Here is a 22,942-nt window from a genome sequence, read left to right on the forward strand (position 1 = left end):
GAGACGCCATGACTTCGCGACGATTGTTGAAGGCCGCGGAAGCGATTCGAGAGGTGGTCAGCATGGCGATCCTGGCCGATCTTCAGGATCCGCGCGTACGCGACGTGACCGTCACCCACGTGGAGGTGGCCCCCGACATGCGGCATGCCAAGGTCCATGTGTCGGTGATGGGGAACGAAACGAAGCAGAACTTGAGCCTGCGGGGGCTGGAGAGCGCCGCTGGCTATTTGCAGAGCAAGATCGCCAAACGCATCGACACGCGTTATACGCCGCGGTTGCAGTTTGTGCTGGACCAAGGAGTGAAGAAGTCGATTGAGATCAGCCGCATTTTGCACGAGGTGCTGCCGCGCGACTCGGAGACCAACGCAACCGCCGACGAGGCCGATGAGCCCTTGGATGACGACGAAACGCCGACAGACGACGCATAGCCCCCCTGCCCAATCCCCGCCTGAGCCGCTAAAACGGCCCTTCCCCGTCAATTTCCGTCGAGTTTGAGCAAACTGCCATGGCCGCATTGAACCGCACCGCCTTGATTGGCAAGCTGCACAAGGTGCTGAAAAAGCATTACAAGCCGGCGCCGCCGACCGTGGATCGGCCGCTGATGGAGCAACTGCTATTCGCTTGTTGCCTGGAGAACGCCCCCTATGAGCCAGCAGAGGAGGCGTTCGCGCGGCTGACGACCACGTTTTTCGATTGGAACGAAATCCGCGTGACCACGGTCAAGGAATTGGCCGAGGTGATGCACATGCTGCCGGCGCCGACCGAAGCGGCGACGCGGCTAAAGAAGACGTTGCAAGGGGTCTTTGAAACGAACTACTCGTTTGAACTGGAAGGCCTGAAGAAGCAGAACATTGGCCAGGCGATCACGAAGCTCGAGAAGATGTCGGGCCGCTCGCAGTTCATCGTGGGCTATGTGACGCAGGCCACTTTGGGGGGGCACGCCATTCCCCTCGATCACGGCGCCCTGTGGGTGCTGTCGATTGTGGGGCTGGCCACGCCGGCCGAGCAAAAGTCGGGCACGGTAGCGGGACTAGAGCGAGCGATTCCGAAGAATAAGGGGGTCGAATTCGCCTCGCTCTTGCACCAACTGGGCGCGGATTTGGTAGCGAGTCCTTTCAGCCAGAATTTGCACAAGACGCTGCTGGAGATCGCGCCCGACGCCAAGGAACGGCTGCCGAAACGCCAAGCGAAAAAGGCCCCGGAACCGCCGCCCAAGCCAGCCAAGAAGGGGAAGGATGCGCAGCCGGTAGCCAAGGCCAAGGAGCCGGCCGGCAAGGGCGCCGTGGCAAAAAAGGGGAGCGACGCGAAGCCGGCGACGAAGAAGGCGGTATTGCCGACCGCCAAAAAGAAGCCGTCGAAGGCGGTCGCCAAGCCCAAGCCCAGATAGCGAGCCGGCGTCAGCGCGCTGCGCGGCGGCAATCAGGGGCCATCAGGCCACCCGTGGCGGTAGTTTCTAGCCGTCAAGCGGCGGCAGCCGCTAGAATTTGACGTGATATGTTGCGCTGCCGTCGAAATTTTCGTTTCGCCATTGGGAAATCAGGGATGATTGGCGCGCTGATCCTCGTCGCGGTTTTCATGGTGGGGCCGGCGGTCGCGACGCCGGCGGTGAGCGACGCAGCGGGAATGGAGCCGCCGCTGCCCGAGGCGCTGGCGCCCAAGGTTCCGCGCAGCGAGATCGAGGAGGATCAGTTGGAGGCGGCCGCGCTGTTCGCCACGGCGCGGCTGATGGAGCAGAAGGAGGAGTTCGCGGCGGCGCTGCGCTATTATCAGCGGGCGCTGCGCTGCGATCCTACGGCGCTGTCGATCGTGCAGGAGATTGTGCCGTTGGCCTTCACGCTGGGGCGTCCGGCGGAGGCGGTGCGCTACGCGCTGGTGGCGGCGGAACTTGACGGCTCGGACCCGGCGCTACTGCAACGGCTGGCGGCGCATTTGACGACGGAGGGGGATTTCGACCGCGCCCTGCGGATGTACGAGCGACTGCGGCAACTGCAGAAGGACCAACCGCGGGACGACGGCAAAGTGCTGCTGGCCGCGCAGGTGGCCAAGCTGTATCTGGTGTCGGACAAGCCGCAGGAGGCCGCCGCCGCCTATCGAGAGGTGATGCACGCGCTGGCGGACCAGGAGGCAAAGCTCGACGAACAAACGCGCAGCGTCATTTTAGAGGACGCGGCGCAGACCCTGGAAGCGCTGGGCGCGAAGTCGGAACGGCAGAACAACGAGGCGGCGGCCTACGATCTGTTTGGGATGGCGCTCTTGGAGTCGGGCGACGCCGATGGCGCGCTGGACGCGTTTCGCAAGGCAAACGAGTTGGAAGCGCATGCGGGGTTGTTCGCCAGCCAGCAGGCGGAGGTGGCGGCGAAGAAGTCGCAGTGGCAGGCGTGTCTCGACGCGCTGGGCGGTTACTTCGCGGCTCCGGTCGCCGCGCGTGGGACGGCCCCTTATGAATTGCTGGCCACCGCGCTCAAAGAACTGGGGCAAGAGGGGCAACTGATCGCGCGCCTAGAAAAGCTGCTGGCTGACAACCCGGACAATGCGGCGCTATCGCAATTTCTGGGGCAAAAGCTCTTGGCGGCCGGGGAACTCGCGAAAGCGCAACCCTTATTGGCCAAAGCGATCGAAAGACGACCGACGCTCGATGGCTACCGGGCCCTGGTAGACGACCTGCGGCGGCAAGGCAACTCGGTGGAACTGCTCGACACGCTGTTGAGCGCGGCCAACGCGCTGCGGTCGCTGGACTCGCTGGGAGACGAATTTCGAGCCTTGTTGGCCGATCGCGCGATGGTCGATCAGTTGATGGAGCAGGCGCGACAGCGGGCCAAAAGCGCCGAGGCGCCGCTCGACGCCGACCAGTTGGCGACGGTCGCCCAAATGGCGCTCGAAGCGAAGCAACCTGCCGTGGCCGCCGAATTTTTTGAACTGGCGCTGGCGGCGCCCGAAGCCGACCAGACACAGGTGCTGCGGCGCTGGGGATTGGGACTTTTGTTGCACGACGAGTACGCCGCGGCGGCGAAGGTGTTTCGTCGCGCGCTGGATGAGAAGCTCGTGGCGGAGCACGAGGCGGAGTTTCATTATCACCTGGCGGGGGCATTGGAGATGGCCGGCGAGACCGACGCCGCCATGACCGCGGCGAATCGGGCCGTGGAACTGGCCGAACCGAAGGCGACCGAACTGGGCGACACGTACTATCGCATGGTCGCGCGGCCGCCGTGGGCGCTCTATCACGGCAAGCGAAACAAAGAGGCGGAGGCGGAGTATCGCAAGCTGGTGGAGCGTTTCGACACGCGTTACGGCGACGACGCTCTGCGCGACACGATGCGCGAAGCTCGGTTGATGCTCTCGAATCTGGCCGTGATCCGCGCGGACCTGCCGGAGGCGGAACGCTGGCTGGAAGAGATTTTGGATGAATTTCCGGAAGATGTCTCCGCGCAAAACGATTTGGGCTATCTGTGGGTGGACCAGGGAAAGCATCTGCTGCGCGGACTGGGGATGATTGAAAAAGCGGTAGCGGCCGAGCCCACCAATTCGGCGTATCTCGACAGCCAAGGCTGGGCGCTGCACCGGTTGGGACGACACGACGAGGCGCTGCGGGCGATGGAAAAGGCGGTCGCGCTGCAGCCGGAACCCGATGGGGTGATGCTCGACCACCTGGGAGATTGCCACCAGGCAGCGGGGCAATTGGAGCAGGCGCGCGCGGCCTGGGAGCGGGCGGCGGCGGCATTCGAGAAGTCGGGGGACACGGCTAAGTGGAAAGCCGTGCGTGAAAAGCTGGCGACCCCGCCGAGCAGTTGACCGCCGAAGAACACGACGCGGCGGGCGGGCGCGATTTTGGTTGAGCATTTGAGCGAGTTGACCGATGGCAGGACATTCGCACTGGGCCGGGATCAAGCACAAGAAGGCCTTGATCGACAACAGGCGCGGGAAGCTGTGGAGCAAGCTGGCGAAGGCGATCATCGTGGCCGCGAAGCATGGCGGCGGCGATCCCAACGCCAATTTGAAGTTGCGGTACGCTATCGACGCGGCCAAAGCGGTGAGCATGCCGAAGGAGAACATCGAGCGGGCGATCAAGAAGGGAACGGGGGAAGGGGCCGACGCGGCCAGCTTCGACGAGATTTTGTACGAAGGGTACGGCGCCGGCGGCGTGGCGGTGCTCTGCGAAGTGCTCACCGACAACCGCAACCGCACGGCCGGCGAGGTGCGCAAGATCTTTGAGATCAGCGACGGCAAGCTGGGCGCCACCGGCTGCGTGGCCTATTTATTCGAGCGCAAGGGTCTGCTGGTCATCGGCGGCGATCAAACGAATGAGGACGCGCTGATGGAGCTTGCGCTCGAGGCGGGCGCCGACGACGTGCGATCGACCGGGGGGAAGTTCGAAGTGACTTGCGATCCAAGCGCCTTTCAGACGCTTTGCGACGCGCTGGACTCGCGACGGATCGCGGCAGAGGTCAAGGAAATCTCGCGGGTCCCCTGCACTACGGTTGATCTGGACGCCGACACAGCACGCAAAGTGCTGCGGATGATGGAATTGCTCGATGACCATGACGACGTGCAGAGCGTGTCGGCGAATTTCAACCTCCCCGACGAGGCGCTGGTGGAGCTTGCGCGGAACTGATTCACGCGGCGGTTTATTTCAAGCGGCGGGCGCCGGGACGCGTGGTGACATCAACCGGGCCGCGGGGGGAGGGGTGGACCGGTTTGGCGCCAGGGGGAATGTTGCGCATCACGGCATAGACGCTGCCTTGGCAATCGAGTTCGATGTCGCCTTCGTTGGTCGATTGAGTTTGGCAGAGCCGTACGGGCCCCGACAGTTCGACGAGCGCGGGACGACAGGTGTCGCACTCGATGAGCATACGTCCCTGGAGAATCGTCAGGTGCTGCTTGGCGCCGCGCGACTGGCCTTCGATCACGGCGGTGAACACGGCCAAGGGTGAAGCCGCGGTTTCGTCGATTCGTTCCAGCGTGAGCGTGAAGCGGGTGATCTCAATCATTTCGCGCCAAGCAGCGAACAGCTCTTCGGCTACGTTCGCGGGGGGCTCGAGTTGCTCGCCGACGGCGACACGTTGGCCATTGAGAAACTGCGACAAGGGGTTGGCGCGGCCAAACGCTTCCATACTCGCCGCGACCAGCATTTCTTCTTCTTGCGGCACAGCGCTGCCGTCGAGATTGGTCACGGTGAGTTTGTCGTCCTGGCGAGACACCAAATAACTCTTGTCAGCTACCGGCTCCTTGAGGCGGGTGGCAACGCCAGGGCCGTATTGCTGCGTTTGCTCGGCAAGGTCGAATCGCAACTTGGCGCGGGCGCCGCCTGGCGGCGCGGCGAGCAGTTGCAACTCACGGTGCTGACGTCTTTGGAGATTTTTATTGGCGCGGGTGGCCTCCGTTCCGGTAGACGCCATGATTTTCATTTTGAGGCCGAAATCGACCTCTTGCGTCACGCTCTCGCCAACGGCGAGGGGCCGATTCTTGAACTCGGCCGAATCGACAGCCGCCGTCTGCTCGGTCTGGGAGATAGCCAGCAGAAGGACCACGAATTTTCCCAAATGGCGCATGATGGCCGCTCCGCTGCCGGAAGAAGAGGGCATTGTCAAAAAGGGGGCCTATCATCGGCGGAGCCGCGCGGGGGGTCAAGGTCGATTGCGCCGCGTCGCCGAGCGCCGTTTGTTGACGCTACTTGGCTTGCTGCCTATAGTTGCGCAGGTCGCACCAACCATCGAATTGCCATCGCCGCATGAACCACACCACTGGGGAAACCGATCGGTCGCCGATCCGCGCGGCGCTCGAAGGGGCTGGATGCCGGTATACCCGGCAGCGAGCGGCGGTTTATGAGCATCTCAGCCAGGCGGAGGACCACCCCACGGCCGAGGAGGTGTATCAAGCGGTTCGCAGCCACCTGCCGCGAATCAGTCTGGCGACGGTGTACAAGGCATTGGAGTCCTTGGTGCAAGCGCAACTGGCTCACAAGTTAACCAACGGCGATGGCTCGGCGCGCTACGATTGCCGCCGCGACGAGCATTATCATTTGCGCGACACGCGCACCGGCAGGGTGCAAGATTTGCCGGCGTCATACGACCCCCACCTGCTGCAAAAACTCGACCCCACCCTTATTGAGCGGCTGGCCAGGGAGGGGTTTGCGGTACAGGGCTACCGGCTGGAAGTGCTGGGCGAGTACCAGCGGTAACCGTCTTGGGACACGAGCGCGGCAATTCAACCGGCGCGATCGGTCTAGCTGCTACGGCTGGCGCCCACCTGAATTCCACGTGACCGGTGGGCGACATAGCTTTGATTCCCCCGATCAATCACGATAGATTAGTTGTTTCTCATCTTCGAGACTGATCCCACTGCTCCGTTTGGCCTGTGACGCGGCCCCTTTTCTTGTGAAGCAAGTCGTTCAAAATCTGCGGTCCGGCGAGCTGGAGCTAGTCGATGTGCCGGCGCCGAGGGCGTCGGCCGGACACCTGCTCATTCAAACGCGCGCTAGCCTGATTTCTGCGGGCACCGAGCGCAGCGTGGTCGAATTTGGTCAGGCGAATCTGGCAGCGAAAGCGCGCCAGAACCCCGAGCGGGTGCGGCAGGTGCTGGAGCGGATCAAGACCGAGGGGCTATTGCCGACCTTGGAACTTGTTTTTGCCAAGCTCGACGAGCCGATGCCGCTGGGCTATTGCAACGCGGGCGTGGTGCTCGACGTTGGCGCCGGCGTGACCGATTGGCAAATCGGCGACCGCGTGGCCAGCAATGGTCGGCATGCGGAGATCGTCAACAAGCCGATCAATTTATGCGCCAAGATCCCGGTGGGCGTGACCGACGAGCAAGCGACATTCGCGGTGCTGGGCTCCATTGGCCTGCAGGGCGTTCGACTGATTCAGCCGACGCTGGGCGAGCGCGTGGCTGTGTTCGGCCTGGGACTCATCGGCCTGGTGGCGGTGCAAATCCTGGCGGCATCTGGCGCGCAAGTGCTGGGCATCGATGTTGACCCCGCGCGATTGGAGCTTGCCCGGCAGTTTGGGGCGACACCCGTGAATGTGGGGGCTGGCGCCGACCCGGTGGCGGCGGGAATGGCGTTCTCGCAGGGGCACGGCGTGGACGCGGTGCTGATCACGGCCAGCGCCAAGAACGACTCGATCGTTAGCCAGGCGGCGCGCATGTCGCGCAAGCGGGGACGCATCGTGCTGGTGGGGGTGGTGAATCTGGAATTGAATCGGGCTGATTTTTACGAGAAGGAACTGAGTTTTCAGGTTTCTTGCTCGTATGGGCCTGGCCGCTACGACCCGGCCTACGAGGATCAAGGCATTGATTATCCGTTGCCGTTCGTCCGCTGGACCGAGCAGCGGAACATGCAGGCCATTTTGGAGATGGTCGAGGCCGGCCGGCTGGACGTGACGACGCTGATCACCAGCCGGGTGCCGCATGCCGAGAGCAAGCGGGCCTACGATCTGTTGGCGAACGACCGTGCGCAGTTGGGCATCTTGTTGGAATATCCCGATGCCGCGCCACGGCTAGAGCAAACTGTCGACACGGACTTTTCGCGCAACGGCGCGCCGGCGAAATCGCGATCATCGGCCGCCGCGGGCCGCGCGGCGGTGGGGATCATTGGGGCAGGACTGTTCACTAAGTTGCATTTGCTGCCGCAACTGAGCAAGACCGGCGCGCGCCTGGTGAACATCGCGAGTCGACAGGGGCTATCGGCGCGGTTGGCGGCGGGCAAGTTTCATGTCGAAAAGAGCACCACCGACTATCGAACCATTCTGGACGATTCGCAGATCAACGCGGTGTGCATCACCACGCAGCACGACACGCATGTGCGGTTTGCCGTTGAAGCGCTGCAGGCGGGCAAGCATGTGTTTTTGGAAAAGCCGGCCGCGATTGATCGCGAAGGCTTGGCGGAACTGCGCGAGACCTTTGAAGCGATCAGCGGCCTGCAACTGGTGATTGGATTCAATCGCCGGTTTTCTTCGTACGCGGAGACCATGAAGCGGTTACTGGCGCCGCGCACGCAACCACTGTGCGCCAACATGGTGGTGAACGCGGGGTATATTCCGCGTTCGCATTGGGCGCACGACCCGGTGGCCGGCGGGGGACGGATCATTGGCGAGGGGTGCCACTTTGTGGACTTACTGCGGTTTGTGGTCGACCGGCCGATCGTCGCCGTGCAAGCGATGATGCTGGGGCCCTCGGCGGGACTGGAAGTTCGCGACGACAAGATGAGCATCAGCTTGATGTTCGCCGATGGATCAGTGGGCAACGTGCACTACTTTGCCAATGGGCACAAGTCGCTCTCCAAGGAGCGTTTGGAAGTGTTCTGCGAAGGGCGGGTGCTGGCGCTGGACAACTTCCGTTCGCTGCAAGGTTACGGTTGGCCCAACTTCAAGCGTCAGCGTTCTTGGCTCAAACAGGACAAAGGGCGCGAGCAAGAAATGCGTGGCTTCATCGAGCGCGTGTCGCAGGGGGGCCCGCCATTGATGCCACCGGATCATATCTGGAACGTGACCGAGGCGACGTTCGCGGCCATGGAATCGGCGACAACTGGGAGCGGACTGGTCAAGCTAGGCGGCTTGGGCACGCCGCGTGAAACTGAAATAGCCAGCCCCGCGCTGGCGTGAGCGCGCCGCTGGACAAACGAGACATGAGAGCACAAGCTGTTCGATTCGCGGTCGAAGCCGCGCAGGGGATGGTCCTGGATACAACGGCAAGGAACACTTGAGCAAACTGCGAGCACTGCTAATTTTTGGCACGCGACCGGAGGCCATCAAAATGGCGCCGGTCGTGCATGAATGTCTGCGCCGTGGCGACGCATTGGAAACGATCGTCTGCTTGACCGGGCAGCACCGCGAGATGCTGGCGCAAGTGACCGATTATTTCGGCATCGCGGCCGATCTGGATTTGGCGCTGATGCAGCCCAACCAGACGCTCGCCGAATTGACCGGACGCTGCATCACGGGGATCGATGGCGCGATTACGCGCTACCAGCCGCATTGCATCGTGGCGCAAGGAGACACCACCACGGTGATGGCGGCCTCGCTGGCGGCGTTCTATCGCCGCGTGCCGTTTGTGCATGTGGAGGCGGGCCTGCGCACCGGCAATTTGCTGGCGCCGTTTCCCGAGGAGATGAATCGGCGGGTGGCGAGCATCGTTACTTCACTGCACTGCGCTCCCACGCAGCGCTCGGCGGACAATCTGCTGCGCGAAGGGACCGCTGCGAGCGCCGTGCATGTGACGGGCAACACGGTGATCGACGCTTTGCTCTGGGCAGTGGAACGCGAGCGAGCCAAGACGGCGCGCTGGCAAGACCGCTACGCGATGCTGGGCGATCGACGGATGGTGCTCATTACGGGGCATCGACGCGAGAACTTTGGCGACGGTTTTCAGAACATTTGCCGCGCGATTGCGAAGTTGGCCGACCAATTCCCCGAGGTCGAGTTTGTCTACCCGGTGCATTTGAACCCCAATGTGCGCGAGCCGGTGTTTCGCATCCTGGGGGACCGCAAGAATATTCACTTGCTCGAACCGCTGGCGTACCCCGAGTTCGTTTGGCTGATGGACCGCTCGACGGTGATCTTGACTGATTCGGGCGGAGTGCAAGAAGAAGCGCCGTCGCTCAAGAAGCCGATACTGGTCATGCGCGAAACGACTGAGCGTCCGGAGGCGCTCGACGCGGGGGCGGTGGAACTGGTGGGCACGTCGCTCGCGGCGATCACCGAGGGAGTGGCCAAGCTGCTCACCGACTCGACCGAATACGCGCGGCGGCAGATTGATGTGAATCCATACGGCGATGGCAAGGCCGCGGGGCGGATTGTCGATCTCATGTTGAAACAAGGTTGGCAACAATGACTGAAAACGCTTCGCACGCCGGCGCGAAAATCATGCCGTCGGACACCAAAGTTTGCGTGATGGGACTGGGCTACATCGGTCTGCCGACGGCTAGCATCCTGGCCAACAAAGGCTATCAGGTGCATGGCGTCGACGTGCGGCCCGAGGTGGTGGAGATCATCAATCGCGGTCAGATCCATATCGAAGAGCCGGACCTGGACATCCTGGTTCGCTCGGCGGTGAACAGCGGACAGTTGCGGGCCGGCACGGAGCCAGTGCCAGCCGATGTGTTCATCATTTGCGTGCCAACGCCGATTCGCGACGACCACTCGCCCGATCTGTCGTATGTGGAGACCGCATCGCGGGCGATTCGCCCCTTTGTGCGGGAAGGCAACCTGGTGATTCTGGAATCGACCAGCCCGCCGCACACGACCGACAAGACCGTGGTGCCGCTGGCGCTACCCGAGGGGTTAACGCCGGGCAGCAATGTGTTTGTGGCGCACTGCCCGGAGCGGGTGCTGCCGGGACGCATCTTGCTGGAAGCGGTGCAGAACGACCGCGTGGTGGGGGGAGTGACCCCCGCGTGCGCGGCGCGCGCCAAGCAGTTTTACGAAACCTTTGTGAACGGTCATGTGCTGTCGACCAGCGCGGTGGCGGCCGAAATCACCAAGCTGGTCGAAAACAGCTACCGCGACGTGAACATCGCGTTCGCCAATGAGCTGTCGGTGCTGTGCGACCAATTCGAGATCGACGCGTGGGAGATCATTTCGCTGGCGAACCGGCATCCGCGGGTGAACATTTTGACCCCCGGCCCTGGCGTGGGGGGCCATTGCATCAGCGTTGATCCGTGGTTCTTGGTTCATGCGTCTCCCGAGATCACCCGGTTGATCCGCACGGCGCGCGAGGTGAACGACGCCAAGCCACATCATGTGGTGAATCAAATCGTGGAACTGGCGCGGCAGTTTCAGTCGCCACGCATCGGCTGCCTGGGGCTGACGTACAAGGCGGATGTGGACGACTTACGGGAAAGCCCTTCGCTGGAGATTGTGCGCGAACTGATGGCGCGCAACGTGGGAGAAGTGCTGGCCTGCGATCCATATATCTCGTCGAGCCGGTTCAGCGAGTTTCCGCTGCACCCCCTGTCGGACGTGTTGGCGCGCAGCCAAGTGTTGGTGCTGCTCACCGACCATCGGCAGTTCCGCGATGTGCCGCGCCGCGTGCTGCAAGAGAAGGTGGTGGTCGACACGCGCGGCATCTGGCGATAGGCGTCGCCATCGGCGATAACTGCGGCTTTGGATGCTGCTCCCGTGAGCAACTGCGCCGGGGGCCAATTGCAGAGGCCGAGAGGAATCGCCATGCCCGCCCAGGTCGACGACACATATGCCGAGGCGTTCAAGAGCTTATACGCCGAGGTGCTAATCACCGCGCGCGATCGCGAATGGCTCGATCATGCGGTGGCGGCGGCGACCGGCAACGCCTCGAGCACCATTCGCTGCGACTGCGAGGCGGGAATCGACCGCTATGTTGGACCGGGTGGTGATGGCTCGCTGGCCACACCCGACGGCCGACCTGGGGCGGTGGTGCAATTTCATGTGCCTCGCTTTCGCAAGGATCGCGTGGAGGCGTTGGAGCGGGCGCTGTTGACCCGCATCAGCCAAAACGTGCTGACCTGCCCCACCGCGGCGTGCTTCAACCTGCTCGACACCGACCCGTACTACAAATTGGGGCGCAAGATCGCCTTTTTTGGCGACGGCTACCAGACTCGCGACACGCGCCACGGCCGGCGCGTGTGGGTGATTCCGATCTTGGGGGGTGAGTTCATTCTCGATCGCCGATTTGGCTATGCGGACGGGCTGATGGGGGGCAACCTGTGGTTCATGGGGGAATCAATCGACGCGGCCCTTGAGGCCGCCGTGCGGGGGACGCGAGCGGTAACGCAATCGCCGGGAGTGGTGATGCCGTTTCCGGGGGGTATCGCGGCCAGCGGATCGAAGGCGGGCAGCCGCTATTCGTTTTCGATCGCGAGCACCTACGAAAAGTTTTGCCCCACGCTGCGCGATCAACTGGGAGACGCGTCGGGCGTGCCGGACGGGGTGGCGTCGATCATGGAGATCATCATCAACGGCCGCAACCTACAGGCGATTGTCGACGCCACGCAGGCGGCTATTCGAGCCTCGGTGGATACACCGGGACTACTCAGAATCTCGGCCGGCAACTACGGCGGCCGGCTGGGCAAGAGTTTTGTGTATCTCGACCCCGCTAAACAACCCGCGAGCTGACAGCGGCGCCATGTTCGGAAGCTAGGCAAGGGAGGTGGACCCTCACGTTTCGCATGCCTGCGAGACAAGCGACCGACGCGATCGTGCCGATTACAACGAGTGCCGGTTAGTAATCACCACGAGCATTGCAGGCAGCCGATCGGCGAGGGAACGCATGCAACTCCGCTTAGTGACCGAGGACGGTGAGTTTCCCTACGACCAGGCCGATCAGGAATGCGTGCCGTGCAATCTGTGCGGTCGGGCGAACTACGAGATCATTGACCGCGCCGACCGGAATGGCCTACCGGTGATCTCGGTCATGTGCCGCTACTGCGGATTGATGTTCGTATGCCCGCGAATGACGGCCGAGTGGTACGCGGAATACTACCGGGTGGAATATCGACGGCAGATGGCGGCCTTTCGCGGGCGGAAACCGCAGGCGGCCGATATGTCGGCGATGCACCACGCGCAGCGCCGACACGGGTTGGCGATTGCCCGCTATTTGCGTTCGCATGGCATTAGCCAAGTAGGCTCGGCTCTGGAAATTGGTTCAAGCGCGGGGGGCATCTTGTGCGCATTGCGCGACGAGTTGGGCGCGCAAGTGACCGGCGCGGAGCCATCGCCCACCGAGGCGGAGTTTGCGCGTGCGCGGGGAGTGGAGACGCATATCGACCTGTTTGAACGATTGGATCTGGCACCGCGACAATTCGACCTGATTGTATGCACGCAGTCGTTCAATCATTTTTTGAATCCACGACTGGTGGCGGAGAAGGCCCGTCAATTGCTGGCGCCTGGGGGTTGGTTCTTTCTGGAATGCCAGAACTTTCTGCACTTGTGCCAATACTGGGGGGACCGGACGCGGGCGATTCAGATCGACCACGTGTATATGTTCGTGCCGGCAACGCTGGCGGAAATGGTGGCGACCTCGGGCTTTGAACTACACCCCGGCACGCTAGAAAGCGACAGCGACCTTTCGATGCGAGATCGGCAACAGCGCCGACAGATGGGGCTGCCGTGCCTGCATACGCGGCTCTTGGCGCGACCCAGCGTCCAAGCGCCGCGGGCGGTGCGGCCGTTGTACGAGAGCGTCAGCGCCGAATTGGCCGACCTGCACCTCTCGCGAACCGGCAGTTGGCTAAAGCGCAAATGGGATGGCTGGCAGCTTCGCGCGGCCCAATATCAACTTGGTCAGCGCCGCGCCGCGTGACGCGTCGCGCGGGCTATTGTCCAGCGGTCCAACGGCGCAGATCGTACTCGGTACGCGCCAACCCTTCGGCCGTGGAAATCGCCGGCGCAAAGCCAAAATCGCGCCGCGCGGCGGCGATGTTGTAGTAATGCGACCGCGACAATTGCGCAGCCAGAAACCGAGTCATTCTGGGCTCGGATTGTCGTCCTAACGCACGGTAGGTCAACTCCATCGCATGACCAACTTTCCAAGCGGCGGCGGCTGAAATGCTCTTGCTGACCGGTGGCAAGCCGGCGCGGTCGAGAAGTTGGTCGATCCAGGGCCAGCAAGTGACCGGCTCTCCCTGCGAGATGAAGTAGGCTTTGCCAGCGACCGGTCCGCCAGGCATCAGCGCGCTGGCGGCGGCCAAGTGCGCGGCGGCGGCGTTTTCGACATAGATGACGTCGATCTTGTTGTCGCCGGCCCCCACGCGTCGCAATTGTCCGGCCTTAGCGCGCGCGATTAAGCGGGGGATGAGTTGTGTGTCGCGCGGGCCCCAGATCAGGTGTGGACGCAGCGCGCAGGTGGCCAGGCGGTGGCGATGGTTGGCGGCGAGCACTTCTTGCTCGGCCATGGCCTTGGTCTCGGCGTAGTGGCACAGCCAATGCTTGGGATAGGGAACACTTTCGTCCACTCCACACTGGTCTCCGCCATCGAACGTGACGCTGGGACTGCTGGTGTAGATCAGCTTGGGCACGCCATGCGCCAGACAGCCCGCGATGATATTGCGCGTGCCAACGGTGTTGACGCCGTAAAACTGCTCCCACGGTCCCCAGATACCGGCGATGCCGGCGGCGTGAAAGACGACGTCGACGTCGCGGCAGGCGTCCATCGCGGCGGCACGGTCGCGCAGGTCGCCGCGAAGAGTTTGCGCGCCGAGCGCAGCGAGCACGGGATAGTCGCCGCGGGCGAAGGCGCGCACCTGATCGCCGCGCGCGAGCAACTGCTCGACAATGTACTGGCCCAAGAAGCCGCCCGCGCCAGTGACGAGCGCCCTCATCGCGAGACGCCTTTGGCGGTCAGCGCCTTGGCGGCGATCAGCGCGAGTTTTTCTCGACCGATCTTGCTGTTGTGGCGCACATCGACGGGAAACGAGCGCGCGAATAACACCTGTTCGATGCTGCTGGTCGTTTCATGCCGCTGACCGAGCGCAAGCAAATCGCCGCGCAACTGCTGGACGGCGGCGCCGCGCGGCCAAGCGCCGCGTTTGGGCTCGATCATCATCACCGCAAGTTGATTCCCCAGGGGGCCAACGCCGACCAGGGCGCTGCGCGCCACGGCGGGATGGGTATTGAAGATCGCTTCGCATGGTTCGGTGAACATCGTTTGCGTGGCGGTGACGACGCGCTGCGACTTGCGGCCGCAAAACCAAAAGCGGTCTTCGTCGTCGAGATAACCCACGTCGCCCATGCGATGCCAGACCTCGCCACCAGCGGTGATCTTGGCGAACGCGTTGGCCTCGACGCGGGTCACATACGCGCGGGTCACCTGCCGCGCATTGACGATCAACTCTCCGATTTGTCCGGTGGGAAGCTCGTCGATGTGCTCCAGAGACTCGATGGGGTCGTCGCTAATGCGAATCACCTTCCATTGGACGCCGGCAAATCGGCGCCCCACGCAGGCGCCGGCGCCGCGCTCGGAAGCGGAACGAGTCTCGCTGAGCACCCGGCCAGCGGCGATGGAACTGATCGGCAGCGCTTCGGTGGCGCCATAGGGGGTGAACGCCTCGCCGCCCGCCGGCATGCAGCTTTTGATGCGGGCCAGCACGGCAGGCGAGACCGGCGCGCCGGCGGAAAAGACACGGCGCAGCGTGTCGAAGTGGATTTGCTGATCCACGCAATACGCGCTGACACGGTCCCAGACGGCGGGTGAGGCGAACGATTGGGTGACTCCGCAATCGTGAATGGCGGCGATGATTTTTCGGGGGTCGACCTGGGCGGGGCGCGAGGCGTCCATATCGGGAATCACGGTGGTGACTCCCATGGCGCAGTTGAACAGGCCGAACAAGGGGAAGCAGGCCAGATCGATGCCTCCGGGGAGCAAATCGTATTGGTCGCGAATGCCATCGACCTGGGCATCGAAATTGGCGTGGGAATACAAGACCCCCTTGGGAGGCCCCGTGCTGCCGCTGGTGAAAATGATTGCGGCCGGATCGTCTGGCGCGGTGGATGGCAACTTTCCGCTGATCGGTTGATTGCGCAAGTCGTCGAGAGTGGGGCCCTTCCAGAACCAGCGGCGACCGACCGTCACGTTGTAACGGGCCGCCGCATAGCGCCGTCCGCACAGCACGCGCACGGCCTGCGCCAGGGAGATGGCGACGAAGCCTTCTGGTCGAACGTCGTCGAGACAACGCAATAGATGCTTGCGTCCCATGCCCGGGTCGATGAGCACCGAGACGGCGCCCGACTTGAACAGGGCGAAGACCAGCGAAATGAAGTCGAAGCTGGGGCGCACCATGAGCGCGAGGCGGGCGCCCTTCTTGACGCCCATTTGGCGCAGGGCCAACGCCACGCGGCTACTGTCTTCATCTAGTTGCCGAAAGGAGAACTGCCGATACTGGCGGCGCCCCTCGGTCACTTGGGGCGTGGGCTCAAGCACCGCGGCGGCGTCTGGCAACTGCGCGGCAATCTGTGACAGCCGGTCGGCGACATTCAGCGAGCGTCGGATGGCAAGCGTGTTTGGGGACATGATGTACCGCTGAATAGCGAGGCGCGAATCCTTTGAATTTATGCCTGCCGCGCTTCCTGAACAAGTTGGGCAACATGCTCGATGACGATGCGAGCGACATCGACCTGGAGGGCGCGGGCAAGTCCTTTCCAGCCGGGCACGGCATTGACCTCTAGCACATGCAGTCGCCCTTGGTCGTCGGGGAGGAGATCGACGCCTGCAATGCTGGCGCCGACGGCCGCGGCCGATTGCCGGGCCAAGTGGGCCATTTGTGCGGTTAGCTCGCAGGCGGTCGCCACGCCGCCGCGGCTGACGTTGGTGCGCCAGTCGCCGGCGCTGGCGCGGCGCATGGCCAGCAAACGCTGGCCGATAACCAGTACGCGAAAATCGTGGCCGGGATGCCGCAGAAACTGTTGAACGTACAACACGGCGCCTTGCTGCGCGAAAAGCTGAAACACGCGTTCGGCCAATCCACGGTCATACAGGTGGGTCAGGCCGCGTCCTTCGGAGCCAAATAGCGGCTTGACGACGACATCGCCGCCCAATTGCTCGAAGGCTGACAAGGCATCGTCTGCCGATTGACAGACGATGGTGCGGGGAACAGGCAGACCAGCCGCCTGGACGCGCGCCAGAGTCAAATACTTGTCGATGGCGGTCTCGACCGCCTTGGGCGAATTGATTACCGGTACGCCGCCGGCATAGAGGCTCGCGAGCGCATCCATGCGAAAGACGATCTGCTCCAACGAGGCGGCCGGCATGGTGCGGACCAATACGGCGTCGAACTGGTCGAGCGCGACGCGGCCCGCCCAGACACGGGTTTGCCCCGCCTCGACGGCGGCGGCCACCTCACGCCAGAGTGCGGGGACAATTTCGTGTTGCTGCGCGGCAGCGCGGCGCAGGTCTTCGAGATACCAGCTTTCGGCCGAGCCGAGCACCGCGATGCGCATGGCTGGCCTATACGTGAAACGACTGATCGAGCACTTCGGGGGCGACGCCGCCATAGCGAATAGCGCGGCCGGTATCGAGATTGACGAGTGTGACTTCGGCGGGACTGAACAATCGCGGATCGATCTTGTAGAAATCGCGGCCGGCGCGTTCGAAGATCACTTCAAAGGGCTGGCCGAACGACGGCGAACTGCGGCTGGGAATCTGAGGCGCGATTTCCAGAAGCGAACGATCGTCGCCATGCACCCAAAGCGTGACGCGGCCGCCATACAGAATCGCGTCGTTGGTGCGGCCAATGACCGACAGGTCGCTCTTGGCGATGGGTGGCAAGGGGGCGCGGCCGTAACCGCTCACGACGCGCGACAGATCAAAACCGAGTTCAAAGAGTTTGTGCAGCGCGGTTTCGACCGAGCGGGCAACGACCTGAACGGCGCCGGCGATGCTGGCGGTGGGGGCGATCAACAGCGCGACATCGGCGGGTGGCACGCCGCAGCGCTCGGCGATGAACGCGATGACCTCTGGGGGGGGAAGCTGACCCGCTTCCAGCACGCCAACCACCTGCGCCGCGGACTCGCGGCCCGCAATCTTGTTGAACAGTTCTTCGCGACCGTAGGCGGCGCGCATGGGGCCCGATCCCATCGCAAAGTACTTGCCTGCCGAGATTCGCCAGCCAGCATATTGAGAGGCCATGCACGCGGCGACGGGGTGATCGGTATGAACCTGCACCTCGAGATCGGCCGCCAAACCGGGACCGGCCGGAGCTAGGCTGACATCGGCCAATCCCGCGAGACAAACTTGCGCCATTCGCCGGCCGGCTTCGAGCCCGCCGGGGGCGCCGATTCCGCAATCGATGACCCGTCCGCCCGACGTCGGCTCTTGGACGGCGACGCACAACGTGGCGGCTTCGGCAACGATTTGCTCGACAAGTTGACCAGCGCGGAGATTGAGTTGCATGGCGGACATCATGGCTATTCGCGAGGCAATGAGCAACCGTCGGCAGCGGCGCGCCGGTTGCCTGTCGATAGGAGTGGGATGCTGCTAAAATCGCGACGCGTATCGACCAGCCAGACGACGCCGCCATTTGAAGTGGCTGGCGTGGGCGCTTATGGTCGATTGTGAGCCCGGCGCGCCATGCGGCCACGGCAGGAGCACATCGAGTTGGCCAGTCTGACGGTTGAAAATTACATCAAGGCAATCTACCTGATCGCCGTCTCGCACCCGGGAGAAACGGCGGCCACCGGCCAATTGGCGAGCGCGCTGCGCGTGTCGCCCGGCTCGGTGACCAGCATGCTCAAGACGCTGAGCGAGAGCGACCTGGTGACCTACACCCCTTACGAAGGGGTGCGACTCACGGCGGCGGGCAAGGCGCTGGCGCTGCGCGTCTTGCGGCGGCACCGACTAATTGAGTTGTTTCTCGTCAAGACGTTGAACCTTTCTTGGGACGAGGTCCACGAAGAAGCAGAGAACATGGAACACGCGGTCAGCGACTTGCTGATCGATCGGATCGACGCTTTTTTGGGGCATCCAGAGGCCGATCCGCATGGCGACCCCATCCCGCGCGCCGATGGATCGGTCGAGGTTCCTTCGCTGCGCCGCTTGTCTGACTGCCAAGCCGGCGAGGATTTCAAGCTGGCCCGCGTGATCGATCAGTCGCCACAGTTTTTGCGCTATTTAACTGAGGCGTCATTGCCGCTGGGGACAACGGGGCGCGTGGTGTCGAATCGGCCCGAGGCGGGAACGGTGACCCTGACCGTTAAAGGACAGGAAACGACGCTGGGGCACACGGTGGCCGAAAAGCTGCTCGTCACGGCATCGCGGAAGAAGTCGCAGCGCTCGTAACGGCCGTAGCACGAGGCGCGGCAGCCGGCGGATCGGCGCCGATGACAACCATATAACCGACGATCACCATGCCAAATAGGGCGAGGATCATCGCCAGAATAGAGACCAGCGACCAGCGAGCGCCCAGCTCGAAGCGGCCCTGACGGAGTTCTCGCAGATAACGGCGATGTTCGGCGAGGGCGGCCAGATTGGTGACCACGCCGAGCAGAATTAAGGCCACGCCAACCCACAAAGTGAGTCCGCCAGAGCGGACATGAATAGGCCGGTGCGACGCGCCGGCGACCTCGTAGAGAAACAGGCCGAAGCGCGCGACCACGAAGCCAAAGCCCATCATCGCCATGCCTGTGCGAATCCAGGCTAGCAGGGTGCGTTCAGCGGCCATTGCGACGCGCGGATCGATTTCGAAAGCGGGCTCAACTGGCATCGTCTGGGCGCCTTGTTACGGTTCAACCACCGGCCAGCGGCTTGTGGCCAAGCGCGCGATGCGCTACCGACACTTGTCCGGAGTGAATGCCCTCGTGCCAGGCGGCCATTTGAAAAACACTGCCCCAATCGCGCAGAAACTCGGGTGTGCCCTTAGCCTTGGGAAGAGGATGATTGAGATCGTCATCGGTGAGGTCGTCGAGGATTGCGAGCAGCGCCTGGCGGCGATCGCGCATATACCGCAGCACATCGGCGGGGGGCGGGTAATCGTCCATATTGGGCGAGGGCTGAGAACCGGGCCCAAACAACTCGGCAAAAATTGGCTCGGGAAGGCTCTTGTCGGGCGCGACCAGGCGAATAAAGAAATCGTCGACTACCGCCATGTGCCCGGCAAACCACAATGGATGATTCGCCTTGGGATGCACCTGATGCAGCCACTCGGCTGGCGTTTGGAACGCCTTCAAGAGCCCTTCGCTGTACTGGCGGGCCTGAACAAGCTGGGCACGAAGGTGATTCTTGTACGACATTCTGAACTGCGGCAGCGAATGACAAGTGAATGGAGCGTGGCATTCTAACATTCACTTGCAACGCGGCTACGGCGAAGCGGTGAATGAGGTTTGGGAGAAGTCAAGAGGCAGTTTGGTCAGCCACGATGCCTTGGCGACCGCTCTTTGACGAGGCGCGGCAAAAACCGTAGAAATAGAGAGTCGCCGATTCGAACGGCGTCGGATGAGGGGTCCCCGCAAAGGAGCCCTGTGAACCTGGTCAGGGCCTAACCGCAGCAGCCATAAGCAGCCAGCTCTTTGTGCGGCTGGGCCCCTCATTCGGCGCCGTTACCCACTTCTTTTCTTCGAGGCACTGGCGCTCGTCCCCAACTCGCATGTCGAACACCACCGCGAGCGACGACACAGCCAGAACTGACTCTTCGCCAGCGGGCGCCGATTATGTGGTGGTGGCGCGCCGCTACCGCCCGCAGACGTTTGCCGACCTGGTGGGTCAAGAGCCGGTATCGCGAGCGCTGTCGAACGCGATATCGTCTGGCCGGGTGGGCCACGCGTATTTGTTCACCGGCGCGCGGGGAGTCGGCAAGACCTCGACTGCGCGCATTTTGGCCAAGGCGCTTAACTGCGAGCGGGGACCAACCCCTACGCCGTGCAACGCCTGCGACATCTGCCATTCGATCAGCAGCGGCGAGGATGTGGACGTGCTGGAGATCGACGGGGCGAGCAACCGCGGCATCGACGAGATTCGCGAGTTGCGACAGAACGTGAACATTCGACCGAGTCGATCGCGCTACAAGATTTACATCATCGACGAAGTTCACATGCTCACGAACCCGGCATTCAACGCGCTGCTCAAGACGTTGGAAGAGCCACCGGAGCACGTGAAGTTCATCTTTTGCACCACGGAAGCCGAGAAGATCCCGATTACGATCTTGTCGCGCTGCCAAAGGTTCGACTTCGCGGGCATCGAAACCGGCTCGATCTCGCGACGGCTGGCGCTGATCGCCGAGACCGAAGGGGTGGAAGCGGAGCCGGAGGCGCTGGAGCTATTGGCGCGGCGCGCGGCGGGATCGATGCGCGACAGCCAGTCGCTGCTAGAGCAACTGCTCGCGTTCGGTGGCCGCAAGATCTGCGTGGCGGACGTGCATGCCATGCTGGGGACGGCCGCCGCGGGGCGCGTGGGAGAATTGGTCGCGCATCTGGTGGATGGCGACGCCGCCGGCGTGCTAGGCGACTTGGACCGAGCGCTTGACGAAGGGGTGGACATTGGCCAGTTGACGCAGCAGTTGCTGGGCTTTTTTCGCGATGCGCTGGTCGCGGCCGTGGGGGTGGCGCCGAGCGGTTATCTGCACACGGTGGCCACCGAAGAAGCGCTGGTGGGGCGAACCGCGAAAAGCCTAGGAGTCGAAAGTATTCTGGCCGTGATGCAGATATTGGATCACGCGCTGTCGCGGATGCGATTCAGCACGCAACCGCGCGTGGTCGCGGAACTGGCGCTGGTTCGCATCGCTCGCTTGGAGCACCTGGCCGAGTTGGCCACGTTGATCCAAACGGTTCGCGAGCAGCCCAACGCGCTGCTCTCTGCTGACGCCGGCGGCGCGGTGGTTCATGCTGTCAGCGCCAGCACAGCGGCGGACGACGAAAAAAAAAAGCCGCCCGAGACGGTAGCGGCTGAAACCGAGACGCCCACATCGGGGACGCTACAGGAATCGTTGACGGCGGAATCGGTCGAACACATTTGGCGGCGGGCCATCGATTCGTTGCAGGACACGGTGGCCGATTTCGCGCGTGGATTTGACAAGGTGGAGCTACAGGGCCCCAATCGATTGGTGGTCAGCTTCCGCGAACAAAACAGTTATAATCGCAAGATGTGCCAGATGCCGGAGAAGCAGGCACGGCTGGAACGCGCCGTGGCTGAAAGCTCTGGGCAGCGCGTTAGATTGGAATTCGTGTTGACGCCTGATCCGGTCGGCACGACAAATGCGGGGCAGACAGCAACTCGCGTGCCCCCCAGCCGGGAGCGACTGCAAGACAAGGCCGAGCATCCGATGATTCGTCGAGCCGCCGATTTGTTTGGCGCTCGCCCGACGCGAATTGATGAACCACGCAATTAAGCCAAGCACCAACCAGGAGACACCTGTGCTGAAAGGACTAGGCAACCTGGCGGGACTGATGAAGCAGGCCCAAGAGATTGGCGGTCGCATGCAAGGCATGAGCGACGAGTTGCGCGGCCGCCGCGCCACGGGTAGCGCCGGGGGCGGAATGGTTGAAGTCGAAGCCAACGGACTGGGCGAGTTGCTCGCGTGCCGGATCGACCCGTCGCTGATCGAGCGCCGCGATCGAGAAATGATCGAGGATTTGGTCTTGGCGGCGGTCAATCAGGCGCTAACCAAGGCCAAGGAACTGCATGCCGAACAGATGCGGTCGCTCACGGGGGGACTGCAACTGCCCGGCCTGGACGAAGCGCTGGCCAAGTTGACGGGGGGCGTGCCGCCGACCGGAGCGAGCTAACGTTCCGGACATCATTCTGCGGGCAGCAACGGGGGCGCTGCTGGCATGGTGGCCGGCGGCAGAGAACAAGTCGAGGAGCAAGCAGCAAGTGACGCAAATCACCGAGAGCGTGGGAAGGTTAGTCGAGGAGTTTGCCCGGCTGCCGGGCATCGGCAAGAAATCGGCCGAGCGGTTGACGTATCACGTGTTGCGCGTGCCGTCGGCCGAAGCCTTGCGATTGGCCGAGGCGATACGCAGCGTCAAGGAGAACGTGCGTTATTGCGGCGTGTGCTTCAATTTGGCGGAAGGCGAGCGCTGCACGATCTGCCAAGACGCGAGGCGCGATGCTGGGTTGGTTTGCGTGGTCGAGCAACCGCGCGACGTGATCGCGATTGAACAAACGGGTTATCGCGGAACGTATCATGTGCTGCTGGGGCGAATCGCGCCCCTGGAAGGCTCGACGGCGGATCAATTGACAATCGACGCGCTGGTGGAGCGGGTGCGCGGGGGGCAATTTCGCGAAGTGATCATGGGCACCAATCCCACTTTGGAAGGGGATGCCACGGCGCTGGAAATCTCGAATCGTTTGCAAGGTTTGGGGGTGGAGATCACGCGCTTGGCGCGCGGGATTACGACGGGCAGTGTGCTAGAATTTGCTAACAAGGAGATTTTGTCCGACGCGTTGGCCGGGCGACAGAAGTTTTAGTCGCGCTCGGCGTTGCCGCGGGGAGGCGAGCAACACGCGGAGTATCGGACACCAGTTCCACTGAGTTGAACGAACGTCGCCACGT

At 63.0% G+C, this 22,942-nt stretch carries 21 protein-coding genes and 1 other RNA gene; 15 read left to right on the forward strand and 7 right to left on the reverse strand.

Annotation, left to right across the window (positions count from 1 at the left end; all coding sequences use genetic code 11):
* Positions 1-8: 8 nt before the first annotated feature.
* The 4 genes from rbfA (at position 9) to K1X71_08500 (ending at position 4,609) form a co-directional block, all read left to right on the forward strand.
* Positions 9-428, forward strand: a complete 420-nt coding sequence (rbfA, locus tag K1X71_08485; GenBank protein ID MBX7073173.1) for a 30S ribosome-binding factor RbfA — start codon at positions 9-11, stop codon at positions 426-428.
* Between the two features lie 77 nt (positions 429-505).
* Entirely contained in the window at positions 506-1,387 is an 882-nt protein-coding gene (locus K1X71_08490; GenBank protein ID MBX7073174.1) for a hypothetical protein, read from the forward strand.
* Positions 1,388-1,542: 155 nt separating this feature from the next.
* Entirely contained in the window at positions 1,543-3,789 is a 2,247-nt protein-coding gene (locus tag K1X71_08495) for a tetratricopeptide repeat protein (GenBank protein MBX7073175.1), read from the forward strand.
* Between the two features lie 64 nt (positions 3,790-3,853).
* Positions 3,854-4,609: a YebC/PmpR family DNA-binding transcriptional regulator gene (locus tag K1X71_08500; GenBank protein ID MBX7073176.1), complete on the forward strand. Its 756-nt coding sequence runs from the start codon at positions 3,854-3,856 to the stop codon at positions 4,607-4,609.
* A 13-nt stretch (positions 4,610-4,622) separates the two neighbouring features.
* Here K1X71_08500 and K1X71_08505 read toward each other — a convergent pair whose 3' ends face one another.
* Positions 4,623-5,546 (reverse strand): hypothetical protein, encoded by a 924-nt coding sequence (locus K1X71_08505; protein MBX7073177.1) that lies wholly within the window; start codon positions 5,544-5,546, stop codon positions 4,623-4,625.
* 179 nt (positions 5,547-5,725) lie between these two features.
* Between K1X71_08505 and K1X71_08510 the strand changes: the two genes are divergently transcribed.
* The 6 genes from K1X71_08510 to K1X71_08535 all read left to right on the forward strand — a co-directional run bounded on the left by K1X71_08510 (position 5,726) and on the right by K1X71_08535 (position 13,266).
* Positions 5,726-6,175 carry a transcriptional repressor gene (locus tag K1X71_08510; protein ID MBX7073178.1) on the forward strand — a complete coding sequence of 150 codons (450 nt, stop codon included), beginning with the start codon at positions 5,726-5,728 and terminating at the stop codon, positions 6,173-6,175.
* 196 nt (positions 6,176-6,371) lie between these two features.
* The gene (locus K1X71_08515) at positions 6,372-8,594 is read left to right on the forward strand and encodes a bi-domain-containing oxidoreductase (protein MBX7073179.1); all 2,223 of its coding nucleotides are present in this window, start codon (positions 6,372-6,374) and stop codon (positions 8,592-8,594) included.
* A gap of 97 nt (positions 8,595-8,691) precedes the next feature.
* The gene (wecB, locus tag K1X71_08520) at positions 8,692-9,822 is read left to right on the forward strand and encodes a UDP-N-acetylglucosamine 2-epimerase (non-hydrolyzing) (GenBank protein MBX7073180.1); all 1,131 of its coding nucleotides are present in this window, start codon (positions 8,692-8,694) and stop codon (positions 9,820-9,822) included.
* 32 nt (positions 9,823-9,854) lie between these two features.
* On the forward strand, positions 9,855-11,066 hold the full coding sequence (gene wecC, locus K1X71_08525) for a UDP-N-acetyl-D-mannosamine dehydrogenase (GenBank protein MBX7073181.1): 1,212 nt from the start codon (positions 9,855-9,857) through the stop codon (positions 11,064-11,066).
* Positions 11,067-11,156: 90 nt separating this feature from the next.
* Positions 11,157-12,080, forward strand: a complete 924-nt coding sequence (gene fhcD, locus K1X71_08530; protein ID MBX7073182.1) for a formylmethanofuran--tetrahydromethanopterin N-formyltransferase — start codon at positions 11,157-11,159, stop codon at positions 12,078-12,080.
* A 154-nt stretch (positions 12,081-12,234) separates the two neighbouring features.
* Complete coding sequence (locus tag K1X71_08535) at positions 12,235-13,266, forward strand: class I SAM-dependent methyltransferase (GenBank protein MBX7073183.1); 1,032 nt, start codon at positions 12,235-12,237, stop codon at positions 13,264-13,266.
* Between the two features lie 13 nt (positions 13,267-13,279).
* Here K1X71_08535 and K1X71_08540 read toward each other — a convergent pair whose 3' ends face one another.
* The 4 genes from K1X71_08540 to mch are packed head-to-tail and all read right to left on the reverse strand — an operon-like array spanning position 13,280 to position 17,859.
* Entirely contained in the window at positions 13,280-14,284 is a 1,005-nt protein-coding gene (locus K1X71_08540; protein MBX7073184.1) for an NAD-dependent epimerase/dehydratase family protein, read from the reverse strand.
* Positions 14,281-15,972: an AMP-binding protein gene (locus tag K1X71_08545; GenBank protein MBX7073185.1), complete on the reverse strand. Its 1,692-nt coding sequence runs from the start codon at positions 15,970-15,972 to the stop codon at positions 14,281-14,283. The genes K1X71_08540 and K1X71_08545 overlap by 4 nt, the downstream gene beginning before the upstream one ends.
* Before the next feature lie 38 nt (positions 15,973-16,010).
* Positions 16,011-16,898 carry a RimK family alpha-L-glutamate ligase gene (locus tag K1X71_08550; protein MBX7073186.1) on the reverse strand — a complete coding sequence of 296 codons (888 nt, stop codon included), beginning with the start codon at positions 16,896-16,898 and terminating at the stop codon, positions 16,011-16,013.
* A 7-nt stretch (positions 16,899-16,905) separates the two neighbouring features.
* Positions 16,906-17,859, reverse strand: a complete 954-nt coding sequence (gene mch / locus K1X71_08555) for a methenyltetrahydromethanopterin cyclohydrolase (GenBank protein MBX7073187.1) — start codon at positions 17,857-17,859, stop codon at positions 16,906-16,908.
* 168 nt (positions 17,860-18,027) lie between these two features.
* Between mch and K1X71_08560 the strand changes: the two genes are divergently transcribed.
* Positions 18,028-18,735, forward strand: coding sequence for a metal-dependent transcriptional regulator (locus K1X71_08560; protein ID MBX7073188.1), 708 nt, complete (start codon positions 18,028-18,030; stop codon positions 18,733-18,735).
* Here the strand turns inward: K1X71_08560 and K1X71_08565 are convergent.
* Together K1X71_08565 and K1X71_08570 are read right to left on the reverse strand one after the other, a co-directional pair.
* Complete coding sequence (locus tag K1X71_08565) at positions 18,701-19,117, reverse strand: DUF202 domain-containing protein (GenBank protein MBX7073189.1); 417 nt, start codon at positions 19,115-19,117, stop codon at positions 18,701-18,703. The two genes, K1X71_08560 and K1X71_08565, sit on opposite strands and share 35 nt — an antisense overlap.
* A 64-nt stretch (positions 19,118-19,181) precedes the next feature.
* Positions 19,182-19,685: a DinB family protein gene (locus K1X71_08570; GenBank protein MBX7073190.1), complete on the reverse strand. Its 504-nt coding sequence runs from the start codon at positions 19,683-19,685 to the stop codon at positions 19,182-19,184.
* Between the two features lie 204 nt (positions 19,686-19,889).
* On the opposite strand from K1X71_08570, the gene ffs reads away from it, so the two are divergent.
* The 4 genes from ffs to recR all read left to right on the forward strand — a co-directional run bounded on the left by ffs (position 19,890) and on the right by recR (position 22,857).
* Positions 19,890-19,983: signal recognition particle sRNA small type (gene ffs, locus K1X71_08575), an RNA gene on the forward strand.
* 55 nt (positions 19,984-20,038) lie between these two features.
* Positions 20,039-21,775 carry a DNA polymerase III subunit gamma/tau gene (gene dnaX, locus K1X71_08580; protein MBX7073191.1) on the forward strand — a complete coding sequence of 579 codons (1,737 nt, stop codon included), beginning with the start codon at positions 20,039-20,041 and terminating at the stop codon, positions 21,773-21,775.
* A gap of 28 nt (positions 21,776-21,803) precedes the next feature.
* Positions 21,804-22,172 carry a YbaB/EbfC family nucleoid-associated protein gene (locus K1X71_08585; protein MBX7073192.1) on the forward strand — a complete coding sequence of 123 codons (369 nt, stop codon included), beginning with the start codon at positions 21,804-21,806 and terminating at the stop codon, positions 22,170-22,172.
* Between the two features lie 88 nt (positions 22,173-22,260).
* The gene (gene recR / locus K1X71_08590) at positions 22,261-22,857 is read left to right on the forward strand and encodes a recombination mediator RecR (protein MBX7073193.1); all 597 of its coding nucleotides are present in this window, start codon (positions 22,261-22,263) and stop codon (positions 22,855-22,857) included.
* The last annotated feature ends 85 nt before the right edge of the window (positions 22,858-22,942 follow it).

Source organism: Pirellulales bacterium (genome assembly GCA_019694455.1).
In the GTDB taxonomy this organism is placed as follows: Bacteria; Planctomycetota; Planctomycetia; order Pirellulales; family JAEUIK01; genus JAIBBY01.

Bases quoted from the DNA above. Each gene is read 5' to 3' on its own strand.
- rbfA (MBX7073173.1), top strand. From the start codon at position 9: ATGACTTCGCGACGATTGTTGAAGGCCGCGGAAGCGATTCGAGAGGTG.
- K1X71_08490 (MBX7073174.1), top strand. From the start codon at position 506: ATGGCCGCATTGAACCGCACCGCCTTGATTGGCAAGCTGCACAAGGTG.
- K1X71_08495 (MBX7073175.1), top strand. From the start codon at position 1,543: ATGATTGGCGCGCTGATCCTCGTCGCGGTTTTCATGGTGGGGCCGGCG.
- K1X71_08500 (MBX7073176.1), top strand. From the start codon at position 3,854: ATGGCAGGACATTCGCACTGGGCCGGGATCAAGCACAAGAAGGCCTTG.
- K1X71_08505 (MBX7073177.1), bottom strand. From the start codon at position 5,546: ATGCGCCATTTGGGAAAATTCGTGGTCCTTCTGCTGGCTATCTCCCAG.
- K1X71_08510 (MBX7073178.1), top strand. From the start codon at position 5,726: ATGAACCACACCACTGGGGAAACCGATCGGTCGCCGATCCGCGCGGCG.
- wecC (MBX7073181.1), top strand. From the start codon at position 9,855: ATGCCGTCGGACACCAAAGTTTGCGTGATGGGACTGGGCTACATCGGT.
- fhcD (MBX7073182.1), top strand. From the start codon at position 11,157: ATGCCCGCCCAGGTCGACGACACATATGCCGAGGCGTTCAAGAGCTTA.
- K1X71_08535 (MBX7073183.1), top strand. From the start codon at position 12,235: ATGCAACTCCGCTTAGTGACCGAGGACGGTGAGTTTCCCTACGACCAG.
- K1X71_08540 (MBX7073184.1), bottom strand. From the start codon at position 14,284: ATGAGGGCGCTCGTCACTGGCGCGGGCGGCTTCTTGGGCCAGTACATT.
- K1X71_08545 (MBX7073185.1), bottom strand. From the start codon at position 15,972: ATGTCCCCAAACACGCTTGCCATCCGACGCTCGCTGAATGTCGCCGAC.
- K1X71_08550 (MBX7073186.1), bottom strand. From the start codon at position 16,898: ATGCGCATCGCGGTGCTCGGCTCGGCCGAAAGCTGGTATCTCGAAGAC.
- mch (MBX7073187.1), bottom strand. From the start codon at position 17,859: ATGTCCGCCATGCAACTCAATCTCCGCGCTGGTCAACTTGTCGAGCAA.
- K1X71_08560 (MBX7073188.1), top strand. From the start codon at position 18,028: ATGCGGCCACGGCAGGAGCACATCGAGTTGGCCAGTCTGACGGTTGAA.
- K1X71_08565 (MBX7073189.1), bottom strand. From the start codon at position 19,117: ATGGCCGCTGAACGCACCCTGCTAGCCTGGATTCGCACAGGCATGGCG.
- K1X71_08570 (MBX7073190.1), bottom strand. From the start codon at position 19,685: ATGTCGTACAAGAATCACCTTCGTGCCCAGCTTGTTCAGGCCCGCCAG.
- dnaX (MBX7073191.1), top strand. From the start codon at position 20,039: ATGTCGAACACCACCGCGAGCGACGACACAGCCAGAACTGACTCTTCG.